This is a genomic window from Methylorubrum subtropicum, assembly GCF_038442325.1.
GTDB lineage: Bacteria > Pseudomonadota > Alphaproteobacteria > Rhizobiales > Beijerinckiaceae > Methylobacterium > Methylobacterium subtropicum.
On sequence record NZ_JBBXMW010000013.1, the window covers coordinates 15281 to 28747 of the forward strand.

Genomic DNA, 13467 nt, shown 5'->3' on the forward strand with positions numbered 1-13467 from the left:
TCCCGAGCAGCCGGGCCTGCCAAACCGCAAAAGCGCGGGTCCCCTCCCCCTTGCGGGGAGGAGACTGCCTCATCCGGCTCTCGCGCGATTTGTGAAGGCGATTGAACGCACCCGCCCCGTATGGCGCACGAAACGCAAACGCGGCCGACGCCCGGTGCCGTAAGCGCCGACCGACAGCCGCGGAGAGAACGAATCAGCGAAAGAACGGAGCCCCGTCAGACCGGCATCCCGGCCGGCTCAAACAGGAAGTCGTCCACCGAGGGGATCGTCACGGCGAGGCTCGCGCCGCCGCCGTAGCTCGCCTTGGACAGGCGCCAGGGCCGCTCGGCGCGGGCGCGGATCGCCTCGGAGGGGCGCAGGCGGCGCAAGGAACCGTCCTCGTCCATCTCCTCGATGGTGAGGAAGCCGTAGACTTGGAGCCGCGAGGCGATCAGCTTGGTCTCGCGGTCGCCCGCGGGCACCTTCAGGCTGCCGGTGGCGTAGACCGCGTCCATCAGGCTGCGCTGGTCCGCCCGCGCGCGGCTGCGCGGCCCGGCCTCGAAGTCCCCGAACCCCGTCGTCCGAACCGGTGCCGGACGGCGGAAGGGAATGACGTTGTCCGTGCCCGCAACGCTACGCATACGCGAAAAGCCTCTCGTCGCCGCAAAACCCCCGGCCGGTGCGCTCTCAAGGCGCCTGCCGGCCGGTGCGCAGCATTCGACGAAACGGCTTAATGCCGGCTTAGCCATAGCCCCCCGGAGAGGGGCGCAGGCGTCCCGAAAAGGGCCGGACGAGAAACGCCGGCCTGATGGCATCAGGACGGCGTTTCTCGATTCCCGTGCCGCATCGGCTTTTTCCAAAAGCCGGCTGCCACCTTTTGGACCGATGCTTCAGCGAAGCGCGACGGTAAAGGCGCCCTCGGTCTTGGCCCGGATCTCGTCCTCGGTGACGCCGTCGGCGAGTTCGACCAGCGTCATGCCGCCCTCGCCCTTCTTGTCGATGGTGAAGACGCCGAGATCGGTGATCACCATGTCGACCACCTGCGTGCCGGTAAGCGGCAGGTCGCAGGACTTCAGCAGCTTCGCGCTCTCGGTGCCGTCCTTGTTCTTGGCGACGTGCTCCATCACCACGACGACCTTCTTGACGCCGGCCACGAGGTCCATGGCGCCGCCCATGCCCTTCACCATCTTGCCGGGGATCATCCAGTTGGCGAGGTCGCCGTTCTCGGCGACCTGCATGGCGCCGAGGATCGACAGGTCGATGTGCCCGCCGCGGATCATCCCGAACGAATCGGCCGAGGAGAAGTAGCTGGTCGTCGGCAGCGCCGTGATGGTCTGCTTGCCGGCGTTGATGAGGTCGGGGTCCTCCTCGCCCTCGTAGGGGAAGGGCCCCATGCCGAGCATGCCGTTCTCGGATTGCAGCTGCACCGACATGCCGTCCGGGATGTAGTTCGACACCAGCGTCGGGATGCCGATGCCGAGATTCACATAGAAGCCGTCCTCCAGCTCCTTGGCGGCGCGCTCCGCCATCTGCTCGCGGGTCCAGGCCATTTTTGTGACTTTCCCTCGTTTCGCACCATCGGGGCGACGCGCCGGCCAACGGAGGCGGCGGCGTCGCGCGAAAAGGCCTCTCGGCCGAATCCCAAAGACTTAGATTTGGCCGCCGCCCGCGGCCGCCGCCGCTTCCGGCTCCTTGCGCTTGCGCACGGTGCGCTGCTCGATGCGCTTCTCGCGGGTCGGCACGTGGATGATGCGGCCGATGAAGATGCCCGGCGTGTGGATGTGGTCGGGATCGATCTCGCCCGGCTGGACGAGGTGCTCGACCTGCGCGACCGTCACCTCGGCGGCGGTGGCCATCATCGGATTGAAGTTGCGCGCGGTCTTCCGGTAGACGAGGTTGCCTTCCGTATCGCCCTTCCAGGCGTGGACGATGGCGAGATCGGCGAACAGGCCGCGCTCCATCACGTAGTGCTCGCCGTCGAACTCGCGCACCTCCTTGCCCTCGGCGACCTTGGTGCCGACGCCGGTCTTGGTGAAGAAGGCCGGGATGCCCGCGCCACCCGCACGGATGCGCTCGGCCAGCGTGCCCTGCGGGTTGAACTCGATCTCCAGCTCGCCGCCGAGATACTGCCGGGCGAATTCCTTGTTCTCGCCGACATAGGACGAGATCATCTTGGCGACCTGACGGGTCTCGAGCAGCTTGCCGAGGCCGACGCCGTCGATGCCGGCATTGTTGGAGACGACGGTCAGGCCCTTCACGCCGGAATCCCGGATCGCGTCGATCAGCTCGTCGGGGATGCCGCACAGGCCGAAGCCGCCGCACATGATCGTCATGTCGTCGCGCAGCAGGCCGGCCAGGGCCGCCTTCGGGTCCGGATGTACCTTCTTCATCGAAACCGTCCTTCCGTCGTCGCTCGACGTCGTTCGCCCGCGTTCCGGAGAGGTTTTGGCCCGCGCGCGGTCATGTCCCCGCAGCGGGCTCGCCCCCCGGTCGGTGCATATCGGGGGATGTGCACTGCAACAGGGCGTTCGTCAAACCTGCGACGCAATTGCCGGCGAGAGACGGCGGCGGGGGCGCCCGAAGAGGTGTCAGGAAGCTCTGCATATCGGTCCCGTGCCGCCGCACGGCGAGAGACAAGCCGCTGACGAGCCGCTAGAAGTTCGTCCCTGACGACATTTTTCGCGGGGGCGCGGCGGATGCTCGTTTCAGGAGACGCCTTCAGGCGGACGACACCACGCTCGCCGATCCGGTCCAGGCCACTTCCGATTCGTTTCCTCCCCAGCCGGAGTGCCATGTCGCCGCGCCGCACCCTCTCCGCTCTCGGCCTCGGACTGGTCGCCGCCGGGCTGATCGCCGCCTGCCTGCCCTGGACCGTCGAGGCGCCGGGCGTGGCCCGCTTCGTCGGACGCGGTCTTCAGGAGAGCTGGGGCGTGTCGCTGAGCGCGGGCGGCCCCACCGAGATCGTGCTGCTACCGCTGCCCCGCATCACGTTTTCGGATGTGCGCCTGACCGAGAGCACGTCCTCCGGCCCGGTCCTGGCGACGGGCGGGCGGCTCGCGCTTCAACTCGACACCGCGGCCCTTCTCACCGGTCGCGTCGCGGTCGAGTCGCTGATCCTCGACGGTGCCGCGATTCATCTGCCCGAGGATGCCGACGACACCCGCTGGAGCAAGGCCGCCGAGCGGCTGGCCGGGGGGCTCGCCGAGAACGGCGCCCATCCCCGCCGCCTCGTCCTGACCCGCGCCACCGTGACCGGACGCGATCCCCGCGACGGCACCCGGCAGACCGCCCGCGACGTCGAGCTGACGGTGGCGTGGCGCGCCAACCTCGCCCTCTCCGGCGGCCTGACGTGGAACGGCGCGCGGGCGCAGTTTGTCCTCTCCGAGCTTCAGCCGCGGGCTCTCGCCGCCGGGCAGACCAGCCCGTTCGCGGCCCACCTTTCCTGGCCCGCCGGCTCATTCACGGCGGACGGCAGCGGCTCCCTGAGCGACGACGGCCTCAAGGCGACCGGCAACGGTGCCTTGCGCATCCGCTCCCTGTCCCGGACGCTCGCCTGGACGGGCGGCGACGTGGCGCTCGCGCCGCTCGCCGAGGATCTCACGGTGGAGGGCGCGTTCGAGGCCGCCTCGCGCGAGGTGCAGTTCCCGCGGGTGAAGGTGACCACCGGCGGCAACGTGCTCGAAGGCGCGGGCTCGGCGGATTTCGGGCCCGGCCGCAACGCCGTGCAGGCGACGCTCGCCGCCGACACGCTCAACCTCTCGCCGCTGCTCGCCGGCCTGATGCGGCTCACCGGCTTCGACGGCGGCACCGACCCGCAGGCGTGGCGCGCCCAATCGATCGCGCTGGCGCCGCTCACCAGCGGCGACCTCGACCTGCGCATCTCGGCGGCCAACGCCCGCATCGGCCCGCTTCCGATCACCGATCTCGCCTGCGGCGTGATGGTGCGCGAGAGCGGAATCGAGGCCTCGCTCGGCCGGGCCTCCGTGCGCGGCGGCACGGTGAAGGGCCGGGTCGTGCTCGTCTCCGACGCGGGCGACCGCGCCACCACCCGCGTGAAGGCGCAGGGACAGGTCGAGGGCGTCGACCTCGGCGCGCTGATGAGCGATCTCGGCACCGACCCTTGGGTCCAGGGCGCCACCCGCGGCAGCCTCGTGCTGGAGGGGACGGGCCGCGACGCCGGCAGCCTCGCGGGCAGCGTGGCCGGCCGCGTCGCGCTGCGCAGCGAGGACGGCGCCATCACCGGGCTCGACCTCTCGGACGTGCTCCAGCGCAGCGGCGCCGTCGCGCAAGGCGCGCTCGCCCGGCGCAACGGCCGCACGCCCTACGAGCACGCCGCCCTGTCGCTGCTGTTCTCCGACGGCGTCGGCGAGGTGGTGGAGGGGAGCTTTGCCGGCCGCGGCCTGACCGCCTCGCTCAGCGGCCGTCTGGACCTCGCCCGCCGCCGCGTCGAGGCCCGCGCCGACGTCGCCCCGCGGGCCGGGACCGAGGGCGCCCCGCGCCACGCCGCCTCCTTCGCGCTGACCGGCCCGTGGGAGTCGGTGAGCGTCGGCCCCGCGATGCTGGCCCGTGCCACCGAGACCGCCGACCGCTTCCGCCGCCCCGGCGCCGACCTGCCGCTGGGCATCAGGGCCTACGCACCGGCCTCGGCGCCGTAAGGCTTCAGCGCTTCCAGCAAGTCCGTTCTCCAACACGCGCCCTCATCCTGAGGTGCCGCGAAGCGGTCTCGAAGGAGGGCTCCAGGGATCGCGCGATCCGCTGGAGCCCTCCTTCGAGGCCCGCCGAGGCGGGCACCTCAGGATGAGGAGGTTGGGTGGGATGAGCCGCGCGTTGCTGTGATCACGACGCGACCCGTCGATGTAACGGCCTTATGAATTCCCGTTCGCCGTACCGGTCTGCGATCCGCCCTTCGCCTTGTCGAACGCCTTGCGGAGCAGGTCGCTACCGACTTCCATCGCGGCGTCCATGGCCCGCTGGGTCAGCGTGCCCGCGGCCACCGACTCGCCCGCGTAGAGCGGCTGCTCCAGCGCCAGCGTGTCGCCGCGGGTGACGCGCAGGCGGGCGACCTCGCGGCCTTGCTCCACGGGGGCGGCGAGCGGGCCCTGGTAGACGACGCGGGCCGACACCCTTTCCGACGAGCCGCGCGGCAGCAGGAGCCGCACCGGCTTGTTGGCGACGACCGGAACCGACCCCTTCTCGCCGCCGAACACGGAGACTTCGGCCACGGTCTCCCCCTGCGCGAAGACCTGACGCGGCTCGAACGCGCGGAACCCCCACTCCATCAGCTTGCGGGTCTCCGCGGCGCGGTCGCGGGCGGTCTTGAGGCCGGAGACCACCATGATCAGGCGCTGGCCGTTCTGCACCGCCGAGCCGGTCAGTGCGTAGCCGGACTCTTCCAAATAGCCGGTCTTGAGGCCGTCGGCGCCGATGTCGAGGGTGAGCAGCGGGTTGCGGTTCTGCTGCTTGATCTTGTTCCAGGTGAATTCACGCTCGGAATAGATCTTGTAATATTCGGGATACGTATCGATCAGGTGCTGGGCGAGCTTGGCCATGTCGCGGGCGGTGACCTTCTGGTCCGGCGCCGAGTAGCCGGTGGCGTTGCGGAAGGTCGAGCGCGCCATGCCGATCTCCTTCGCGCGGCGGTTCATGATGCCGGCGAAGGCCTCCTCGGTGCCGGCCATGTTCTCCGCGATGGTGATCGCCGCGTCGTTGCCCGACTGGACGATCAGGCCGCGCAGGAGGTCCGACAGCTTGATGCGGCTGTTGACCTGGGCGAACATCGACGAGCCGCCGCCGCCCGCGCCGCCGCGGCGCCACGCGTCCTCGGTCACCTGGAACTCGGTGTCCATGGTCAGCCGCCCCTCCTTGAGGGCGCCGAACACGATCTCCGCCGTCATCAGCTTGGCCATGCTGGCCGGGGAAAACAGCTCGTCGGCGGCCTTCTCGAACAGGACCGAGCCGGATTCGGCATCGACCAGGATCGCGTGCGGCGCCGCCGTCTGGAAGCTCTGCGCCGAGGCCCCCTGCGGAGCGAAGACGCTCGCCAACACCAGAGCCAGCAGGGCCGGTACCGCGGCCAACGCCGTCCTGAAATCTCGCCTACGCATGTTCGCCTCTCACGGACCCGTCCCGGACGCACCGGGACCGGACCCTTTCAACAAGCGTGACCATAGCTTGGTTCGATGACGATTTCGAAGGGCAAAAACGCGCGGCGCACCGGCTTCGAACCCCGCCGTCCGCGGACCCGGCTCCGCTTGTTCGGGAACGCCCCCGATCCCATATGAAGCTCATGGATTTCCACAGCTTTTTGCAAAGCCCGGCGCCGGCTTCGGCGTGGCGGATCGTGCCGCTGTCCGGCACCTTCGAGGTCGTCTACGAGGACGCCCGCGGCGCCTGGACGACCCGCACGCTGGACGCGCGCGAGTTGAAACTCGGGCCCGGCCGCACGCTGCTCGGTGGCACCGACCGGGCGCACGGGCTCTACCGGGGCCTGCGCGCCGACCGCATCCGCCGGCTCACCGACATGCGGAGCGGCCAGCGTATCGAAGCCGGCATCCTCGACTGGCTGCTCGCCCGCGCCGACGCGCAGAGGCGGGCAAGTCACCCCCGCGGCACGCGCCGGGCGGCCTGAGACCCTCGTTCTCCACGCAAAATCGGCCCCGGCTCGTCTCGCAGGCGAGGCGGAGGTTCGGTATAGCCGTGCGATGGAACTGATCGCCACCACCCAGGCCCTCGCCGAGACCTGCACCCGCCTCGCCGCTCAGCCGTTCGTCACGGTCGATACGGAATTCATGCGGGAGACGACCTATTACCCCAAACTCTGCCTGATCCAGATGGCGGGGCCGGACGGCACGGCCTGCCTCGTCGATCCGCTGGCACAAGGCATCGACCTGAAACCCTTCCTCGACCTGATGGCCGACGAGAGCGTGGTGAAGGTGTTCCACTCCGCCCGCCAGGACCTCGAGATCATCTGGCTGATGGGCGGGCTCCTGCCGCATCCGTTCTTCGACACGCAGGTCGCCGCGATGGTCTGCGGCTACGGCGATTCCGTCTCCTACGAGCAGCTCGTCAACGACGTCGCCAAGGCGCGCATCGATAAGTCGTCCCGCTTCACCGACTGGTCACGCCGCCCGCTTTCCGAGGCGCAGCTCGCCTACGCGCTCTCCGACGTGACCCATCTCGTCACGATCTATCAGGTGCTCGCCGCCGAGCTGCTGCGCACCGACCGCGGCCTGTGGCTCGACGAGGAGATGGCGGTCCTCACCTCGCCCGAGACCTACCGGGCCGATCCGGCCTTCGCCTGGAAGCGCCTGTCGGGCCGCATGCGCAAGCCGCGGGAGATCGCGGTGCTGATGGAGGTGGCCGGCTGGCGCGAGGCCGAGGCGCAGAGCCGCAACGTGCCGCGCGGGCGCATCCTCAAGGACGAGGCGGTGATCGACATCGCCACCGCCGGCCCCCGCAGCGTCGAGGCCCTGGGCCGTCTGCGCACGATCCCCGCCGGGTTCGAGCGTTCGCGCACCGGCGGCGAGATCCTGGCCGCGGTCGAGCGGGGCTTCGCCCGCGACCTGTCGCAGATCTCGGCGCCCGAGCGCGCTCGCACGCGCGGCGGCAACAACGGCGCTCTGGTCGACCTCCTCAAGGTGCTCCTGAAGGCGGTGGCCGAGGCCGAGGGCGTGGCGCCCAAGATCATCGCCACCGTCGACGACCTCGAAGCCCTCGCCGACGACGGCGCCGACGACCTCGCCGTGCTCCAGGGCTGGCGCCGCGGCCTGTTCGGCGAGAAGGCGCTGGCGCTCAAGGCCGGGCGCATGGCGCTCTCGGTCGAGCGCGGGCGCGTCGTGGTGCGGGACGTGCCCGCGGCCTGACAAGTTCGTGCGGCCCTTGCGGAAAACGCGCGTGGCGCGCGGCCCGGCCCTTGGCGACCGGGTGGCGATGCCGTAACTCGGGATCAACAGGCAATCGTCCTTGCCTCTTGATCCCGTTTTGCGTAGCGGCACGCGCCCATGTTCGAGCCGAACGAAGTCCTGCAGGTCGCAAGCGGACGCGGCACCGTCTCGGCCGAGGGCGTGGCGACGGCCAAGGTGCGCTACAAGCTGGTGATCGAGCGCCGCTCCGGCGCCGTGACCGCGCACGGTACGCTGACCGGCACCTATGCGGGCCTGCGCCCGATCTGGCTCGTGCCGGATTCGGTGCTGACCCTGAAGAACGGCCGCACGGTCGCCATTTCGGTCACCGACCTCGTCGGCGACACCGCCGAGTTCGAGGCGACGGAGCCGGTGCCGCTCGTCTGATTTTTTGTCGGTAAACCCATCCCACCCACGCCCCTCATCCTGAGGTGCTGCGAAGCAGCCTCGAAGGAGGGCTCCAGCCAGCCGCGCTATTCTGGAGCCCTCCTTCGAGGCTCCGCTTCGCGGAGCACCTCAGGATGAGGGGAATGGGTGGGATCAGCCGCTCGAACAGCCCTTGAGCCTTCGCGAGGGAGCCGTCCACCGCCGATGACGGACCACGCCCTCCCCTACCGCCCGCCCTACGACTGGCCCCGGCTCGCCGCCTTCCTGACTGATCACGCGAGCCCCGGCGTCGAGACGGTGACGGACGGCGTTTACAGCCGGACGTTCCGGTTCAGTGACAGGTTCGGCACCCTGCGCGTGGTTCCGGCCCTGGACGCCCCGGCGCTGCTGGTGCGCTTCCAAGCGCCGGGTCTGGACGACGCCGCGCGCGATGCGGTGCTGGCGCAACTCCGAACGATGTTCGACAGCGAGGCCGACCCGGCCGCCATCGCCGCCGGCTTGAGCGACGACCCTTACATGGCCGACCTCGTGCGGCGGCGGCCGGGGCTGCGGATGCCGGGCGCGTTCGATCCGTTCGAGCTGACCGTGCGGGCGATCCTCGGGCAGCAGGTCTCGGTGGCGGCGGCGACGCGGCTCGCCGGGCGCCTCGTCGCCGCCTTCGGCACGCCGCTTCCCACCGAGGCCGCCGCGCCCAGCCTCACCCACGCCTTTCCCGAGCCGGCGCAGCTCGTCGCGGCGGACGTGTCGCTGGTCCTCAACATGCCGCGCGCCCGCGGCCGGGCGATCCAGGGGCTCGCCGCCGCCTGCCTCGACGCGCCCGACCTGTTCGCTCCTGGGCCCGACTTGGAGACCAGCGTGGCGCGGCTGACGGCCTTGCCCGGCATCGGTCCGTGGACCGCGCATTACGTCGCGATGCGGGCGCTGAGGCAGGCGGATGCCTTCCCGCCCGCCGATATCGGCCTGATGCGCGCCCTCGATTCCGGCACCGGCCGCCCGAGTCGCGCCGGGCTGCTGGCGCGGGCCGAGGCGTGGCGCCCGTGGCGGGCCTATGCCGCGCTCCACCTGTGGGCGGAGGATGCGCACCGGCGCGGCGCGACAACCCTTCCGGCTTGATATTTTTCAAGGGCTTAGCGGCAGTGCTGCGGCCTCGCGGCGCCTCGGGAACGGCGCCGGTTAACGCGCCGTTTACCATGAACGGGGCACATTCTGCCGAGCGCAGGAGGAGCCATGACCCGACGAGCCGGCCGTAGTTTCGATGTCCTCAGCGAGGCGCAACTGGTGGCGGGTCGCACCGCCGGCCGCCGCGTCACGCCGCAATTGCTCGCCCCCACGGAAGGGCCGCGTCCGATCGCGCAGCTCCTCGACACGATCCAGCACGTCGCCGAGGCGGCGACCGGCGAGCGCAGCTTCCTGCACGTCCCGCCGACCGGACGGCGCTGAGTTCTTTGGCGTGGCGGTCCTCGTCTTCACCCGATTGCAGGACCACCCGCGCGAGACCTACTTCGCCACCAGCGGCGCACTCATCGTCGGGCGCATCGATTGCATCAGCGCCGCGCCCGGCGCCGAGCAATGGTCCTGGGGGATGAACCTCGACATCGGCGGCCTGCCGTTCCGCCGCGGCGGCGTCGCCGCGGACCGTCCCGGCGCGGTCGCGGCCCTGAACGAGGCCTGGGGCGACTGGAAGACCTGGGCAGGCCTGCGCGACCTCGACACCCTGGAGCCTTAGACAATCGTCTTGGATATGAAATCCAGGACGATTGTCCAAGTTTCTGTGCCGCATCGGCTTTCTCTGACAAGCCGGTACCCACCTTTCGGGCCGATGCTTTAAGCGCCGGGTGCAGCCTGCCCGAGGGTCAGCAGCACGATCTCCGGCGGCACGCCGAAGCGCACCGCCACCTTGCTGACGCCGAGGCCGCCCGAGACGATGAGGTGGCGCCCGTCCTCCACGACATGGCCGTAGGCGTAGCGCTCGCGGCGCGTGCCGGCGAGCATCGGCGAGACGCCGAACAGGCGGATCTGGCCGCCATGGGTGTGCCCGGACAGGGTCAGCGACACGCGCTGAGGCACCTTGGGAAAGATGTCGGGCTCGTGCGCCATCAGCAGGACGGGCGCGTCGTCGGTCACCTTCGCCATCGTCGCAGGGATGTCGGCGAGGCTGCGCGGATCGCCCGCGAGCAGGAACGGCTCCTGATCGGCCAGCCCCGCGAGCCAGAACGGGCGACCGTCATGGGTCAGGCGCAGGGCGTCGTTCTCCAGAACCGGGATGCCGCGCGCCTCCAGCAGGCGGCGCACCTCGACCGGCCCGCGCCGCGCCAGCATCGCCGCGCGGTCGTCCCACCAATCGTGGTTGCCGAGCACGGCGTAGGTTCCGAGCGGGGAATGCAGGCCCTCGAACAGCCGCACCAGATCGGGCAGCGGCACCCGCTTCCACGTCACGCTGCGCGAGGCCGGATAGTCGCCGAGCAGCAGCACGAGGTCGGGCTTGAGGGCGTTGACCGCATCCACGATCTCGGCGGCGCGGTCGAGCGGCATCCACGGCTCGCAGACATGGATGTCGGCGATGATCGCGACGCGGAGGCTCAGGCCCGGCGTCCAGCCCGGCGGCGTCAACGCGTAGGGCGTGACGACGAGCCGGAAGCGCGGCTCGACCACGAAGGCATAGGCGCCGGTCGTGGTGCCGAGGCCGAGCGCGGAAGCGCCCAGGCCCGTCAGCACCTGCCGTCGTGTGGGGAGGATCAGCATGCCGCCAGAGCCACCGGCTCGGCGGCCGCGTCAAGCCCCAGCGATGAGTCGGCCACGACCATCGCTCGAAGCCGCATCAGCGGCTTCGCGGCGCGAAGAGCGCCGCGCGCAGCGGGCCTCGGCCCTGCCGAGGCGTCGAGCGGAGCGAAAGCCTAAGCCCGCGGAGGCGGGCGCCGGCGACTGAGGCCAGCACAAAAATCAGGGCGATCGCTGCAAGCGATGGCCCTGCTATTCTACGGGCTCGTCCTCGTGGACGATCCGAAACACTTTCCCGGCCGCCTTGGCGCGGGCCGCCTTCACGGCGGCGGCGTTCACGTGCACGGCGGCGGCGAGCGCCGGCAGGGCGACGGGGCGGAAGCTCTCGCGGTCCTCGGTCACGGACACGCGGGCGGTGCCCGGCTGTATCGCGAACGACGAGGTGCGGCTGGGGGCGTACATATGTCCTGTCCTGGTTCGATGGCGGGACGGCCGTGACGGCGGGTTCGGCTCGAAATCCACCCGGCGGGCGAGCCGGGTACGAGCCCACTCAACAACCCGTTTTGGGCGAGATTGCGAAGTCGGCGACATAACGATCGTCCCGTTCACCTGAACGTAAGCTTAAGGTTCCTGCGAAGGCTGATTTTCGGGCAGGCCGTGGAAATGAGCACGCAAGAGGCGGCGTGTTTTTCCTGGCCTGATACTGCTTTGCAACAACGCCGATCTTGCAGCGCACTCGGCGGAGTTTTGATGGATGAAGGCGCTGCTTCGGCCGTATGGCTGGAGAGGCGGTGCATTCAAAATTCGATTGCAGGGGCCGGTCGTGCTGACGAATGTCAGAGCGAGGTTGAAGAAGGCGAGGCCCCGAACCTCAGCCCCGTCATTCCGGGGCGCCGAAGGCGAACCCGGAATCCACGACTGGCCGCGACGGTGCAGCTTCAAGCCGGGCATCCCGCATCACGGGTGGATTGCACGCCTCCGGCGCGCCCCTCCGGGTCCGGGTTCCGCTGCGCGGCCCCGGAATGACGGGCGGAAAGTGCGGAAAAAATCAAACCGCCGGCATCGGCTCCAGGCCCTCCTGCGCGATCCACGCCGCGGTGCGGTCGAGCGCTCGGCGCAGGCGTTCGAACAGGGTGTCGATCTCGTCGGTCTCGATGACGAGCGGCGGGCAGACCGCGATGCGGTCGCCCATGAGGAAGCGGACGATGAGCCCCTCGTCCTGGGCGAAGGCGACGCAGCGGGCCGCGACCCCGGCCTTCGGCGGGTATTGCCGCTTGTCGCACTTGTCGGCGACGAGTTCGATGCCGCCGATCAGGCCGATGCCGCGGGCCTCGCCGACCAGCGGGTGGTCACTGAGCGAGGAGAGCCGGGCCTGGAAGTGCGGCGCCTTCTCGGCGGCGCGCTCGACGATGCGGTCGCGGCGGTAGATGTGCAGCGCGCGGTTGGCCACCGCGCAGGCGACCGGATGGCCGGAATAGGTGGTGCCGTGGCCGAAGCCGCCGAGCTTGGCGCTTTCGTCGAGCATGGCGCGGTAGAGCGGCTCGTCGATGCTGATGCCGCCGAGCGGCAGGTAGCCGGAGGTCAGCGCCTTGGCAAACGACAGGGTGTGCGGGCGGATGCCGAGCGCCTCCGAGCCGAACCACGTGCCGAGCCGGCCGAAGCCGCAGATCACCTCGTCGGCGACGAGGCGCACGTCGTAGCGCTCCAGCACCGGCTGGATCGCGTCGAAATAGCCGGCCGGCGGCACGATGGCGCCGCCCGCGCCCATCACCGGCTCGACGAAGAAGGCCGCGACCGTCTCCGGGTCCTCGGCGAGGATTTGGGCTTCGAGTTCGTCCGCGAGGCGCTTTGAGAACGCCTCTTCGCTCTCGCCGGCCTCGGCGCCGCGGTAATGGTGCGGGCAAGCGGCGTGGAGGAAGCCGGGGATCGGCAAGTCCCAGTCGGTATGGTTGGCCGGAAGGCCCGTCAGCGAGGCGGTCGCCACGGTGACGCCGTGATAGCCCTTGCGGCGGCCGATGATCTTCTTCTTCCGCGGGCGCCCGAGCGCATTGTTCATGTACCAGAGCAGCTTGATCTGCGCGTCGTTGGCCTCGGAGCCCGACGAGGTGAAGAAGATCTTCGAGGTCGGGACCGGCATCAGCTCCTTGAGCGTCTCGGCGAGTTCGATCGCCGGATCGTGGCTGCGGCCGGAGAACAGGTGGGCGAAGGGCAGCTTGCCCATCTGCTCGGCGGCGGCTTCGACCAGTTCCTCGTTGCTGTAGCCGAGCGCAGTGCACCACAGCCCGGACATGCCTTCGAGATAGGGGCGCCCGTCCGAATCGTAGACCCAGACCCCGTGCCCGCGCTCCAGCACCAGCGAGCCGGTCTCCCGGAAGGTGGAGAGGTTGGTGTAGGGATGGATCAGGGTCTCGACGTCGCGGGCGGCGATGTTCGACAGCATGGCGGCGGACCGGCGGCTACACCGACGGGAACGGCCGGCACG

General features: G+C 70.2%; 14 protein-coding genes. 7 read left to right on the plus strand and 7 right to left on the minus strand.

What is annotated here, in order from left to right; genetic code table 11:
- Window positions 1–215: 215 nt before the first annotated feature.
- The 3 genes from AAHG03_RS17690 to AAHG03_RS17700 all read right to left on the minus strand — a co-directional run bounded on the left by AAHG03_RS17690 (window position 216) and on the right by AAHG03_RS17700 (window position 2369).
- Complete coding sequence (locus AAHG03_RS17690; protein ID WP_342152072.1) at window positions 216–620, minus strand: hypothetical protein; 405 nt, start codon at window positions 618–620, stop codon at window positions 216–218.
- A gap of 249 nt (window positions 621–869) precedes the next feature.
- The gene (locus AAHG03_RS17695; protein WP_342152073.1) at window positions 870–1529 is read right to left on the minus strand and encodes a 3-oxoacid CoA-transferase subunit B; all 660 of its coding nucleotides are present in this window, start codon (window positions 1527–1529) and stop codon (window positions 870–872) included.
- A 99-nt stretch (window positions 1530–1628) separates the two neighbouring features.
- Window positions 1629–2369: a CoA transferase subunit A gene (locus AAHG03_RS17700; protein ID WP_342152074.1), complete on the minus strand. Its 741-nt coding sequence runs from the start codon at window positions 2367–2369 to the stop codon at window positions 1629–1631.
- A 402-nt stretch (window positions 2370–2771) separates the two neighbouring features.
- Here AAHG03_RS17700 and AAHG03_RS17705 point away from each other — a divergent pair, with 402 nt between their 5' ends.
- The gene (locus tag AAHG03_RS17705; protein ID WP_342152075.1) at window positions 2772–4634 is read left to right on the plus strand and encodes an AsmA family protein; all 1863 of its coding nucleotides are present in this window, start codon (window positions 2772–2774) and stop codon (window positions 4632–4634) included.
- Between the two features lie 210 nt (window positions 4635–4844).
- Here the strand turns inward: AAHG03_RS17705 and AAHG03_RS17710 are convergent, their stop codons facing one another.
- Window positions 4845–6083 carry a D-alanyl-D-alanine carboxypeptidase family protein gene (locus AAHG03_RS17710; RefSeq protein ID WP_342152076.1) on the minus strand — a complete coding sequence of 413 codons (1239 nt, stop codon included), beginning with the start codon at window positions 6081–6083 and terminating at the stop codon, window positions 4845–4847.
- Window positions 6084–6265: 182 nt separating this feature from the next.
- Between AAHG03_RS17710 and AAHG03_RS17715 the strand changes: the two genes are divergently transcribed.
- The 6 genes from AAHG03_RS17715 (at window position 6266) to AAHG03_RS17740 (ending at window position 9993) form a co-directional block, all read left to right on the plus strand.
- Complete coding sequence (locus tag AAHG03_RS17715; RefSeq protein WP_342152236.1) at window positions 6266–6607, plus strand: hypothetical protein; 342 nt, start codon at window positions 6266–6268, stop codon at window positions 6605–6607.
- 73 nt (window positions 6608–6680) lie between these two features.
- On the plus strand, window positions 6681–7841 hold the full coding sequence (rnd, locus tag AAHG03_RS17720; protein ID WP_342152077.1) for a ribonuclease D: 1161 nt from the start codon (window positions 6681–6683) through the stop codon (window positions 7839–7841).
- A gap of 138 nt (window positions 7842–7979) precedes the next feature.
- Window positions 7980–8267: a hypothetical protein gene (locus tag AAHG03_RS17725; RefSeq protein ID WP_342152079.1), complete on the plus strand. Its 288-nt coding sequence runs from the start codon at window positions 7980–7982 to the stop codon at window positions 8265–8267.
- Between the two features lie 204 nt (window positions 8268–8471).
- The gene (locus AAHG03_RS17730; protein WP_342152080.1) at window positions 8472–9380 is read left to right on the plus strand and encodes a DNA-3-methyladenine glycosylase family protein; all 909 of its coding nucleotides are present in this window, start codon (window positions 8472–8474) and stop codon (window positions 9378–9380) included.
- A gap of 114 nt (window positions 9381–9494) precedes the next feature.
- Window positions 9495–9707, plus strand: coding sequence for a hypothetical protein (locus tag AAHG03_RS17735; protein ID WP_342152081.1), 213 nt, complete (start codon window positions 9495–9497; stop codon window positions 9705–9707).
- A gap of 10 nt (window positions 9708–9717) precedes the next feature.
- A complete protein-coding gene (locus tag AAHG03_RS17740; protein WP_342152082.1) occupies window positions 9718–9993 on the plus strand; it encodes a hypothetical protein in 276 nt (91 codons plus the stop codon).
- Between the two features lie 98 nt (window positions 9994–10091).
- Here the strand turns inward: AAHG03_RS17740 and AAHG03_RS17745 are convergent, their stop codons facing one another.
- The 3 genes from AAHG03_RS17745 to AAHG03_RS17755 all read right to left on the minus strand — a co-directional run bounded on the left by AAHG03_RS17745 (window position 10092) and on the right by AAHG03_RS17755 (window position 13425).
- Complete coding sequence (locus AAHG03_RS17745) at window positions 10092–11009, minus strand: metallophosphoesterase (RefSeq protein ID WP_342152083.1); 918 nt, start codon at window positions 11007–11009, stop codon at window positions 10092–10094.
- 228 nt (window positions 11010–11237) lie between these two features.
- A complete protein-coding gene (locus AAHG03_RS17750) occupies window positions 11238–11447 on the minus strand; it encodes a hypothetical protein (protein WP_342152084.1) in 210 nt (69 codons plus the stop codon).
- 586 nt (window positions 11448–12033) lie between these two features.
- Window positions 12034–13425 (minus strand): aminotransferase, encoded by a 1392-nt coding sequence (locus AAHG03_RS17755; protein WP_342152085.1) that lies wholly within the window; start codon window positions 13423–13425, stop codon window positions 12034–12036.
- Between the last annotated feature and the right edge of the window lie 42 nt (window positions 13426–13467).

Coding starts and splice junctions, on each gene's coding strand:
- AAHG03_RS17690 (WP_342152072.1), bottom strand. CDS start 620: ATGCGTAGCGTTGCGGGCACGGACAACGTCATTCCCTTCCGCCGTCCG.
- AAHG03_RS17695 (WP_342152073.1), bottom strand. CDS start 1,529: ATGGCCTGGACCCGCGAGCAGATGGCGGAGCGCGCCGCCAAGGAGCTG.
- AAHG03_RS17700 (WP_342152074.1), bottom strand. CDS start 2,369: ATGAAGAAGGTACATCCGGACCCGAAGGCGGCCCTGGCCGGCCTGCTG.
- AAHG03_RS17705 (WP_342152075.1), top strand. CDS start 2,772: ATGTCGCCGCGCCGCACCCTCTCCGCTCTCGGCCTCGGACTGGTCGCC.
- AAHG03_RS17710 (WP_342152076.1), bottom strand. CDS start 6,083: ATGCGTAGGCGAGATTTCAGGACGGCGTTGGCCGCGGTACCGGCCCTG.
- AAHG03_RS17715 (WP_342152236.1), top strand. CDS start 6,266: ATGGATTTCCACAGCTTTTTGCAAAGCCCGGCGCCGGCTTCGGCGTGG.
- rnd (WP_342152077.1), top strand. CDS start 6,681: ATGGAACTGATCGCCACCACCCAGGCCCTCGCCGAGACCTGCACCCGC.
- AAHG03_RS17725 (WP_342152079.1), top strand. CDS start 7,980: ATGTTCGAGCCGAACGAAGTCCTGCAGGTCGCAAGCGGACGCGGCACC.
- AAHG03_RS17730 (WP_342152080.1), top strand. CDS start 8,472: ATGACGGACCACGCCCTCCCCTACCGCCCGCCCTACGACTGGCCCCGG.
- AAHG03_RS17735 (WP_342152081.1), top strand. CDS start 9,495: ATGACCCGACGAGCCGGCCGTAGTTTCGATGTCCTCAGCGAGGCGCAA.
- AAHG03_RS17745 (WP_342152083.1), bottom strand. CDS start 11,009: ATGCTGATCCTCCCCACACGACGGCAGGTGCTGACGGGCCTGGGCGCT.
- AAHG03_RS17750 (WP_342152084.1), bottom strand. CDS start 11,447: ATGTACGCCCCCAGCCGCACCTCGTCGTTCGCGATACAGCCGGGCACC.
- AAHG03_RS17755 (WP_342152085.1), bottom strand. CDS start 13,425: ATGCTGTCGAACATCGCCGCCCGCGACGTCGAGACCCTGATCCATCCC.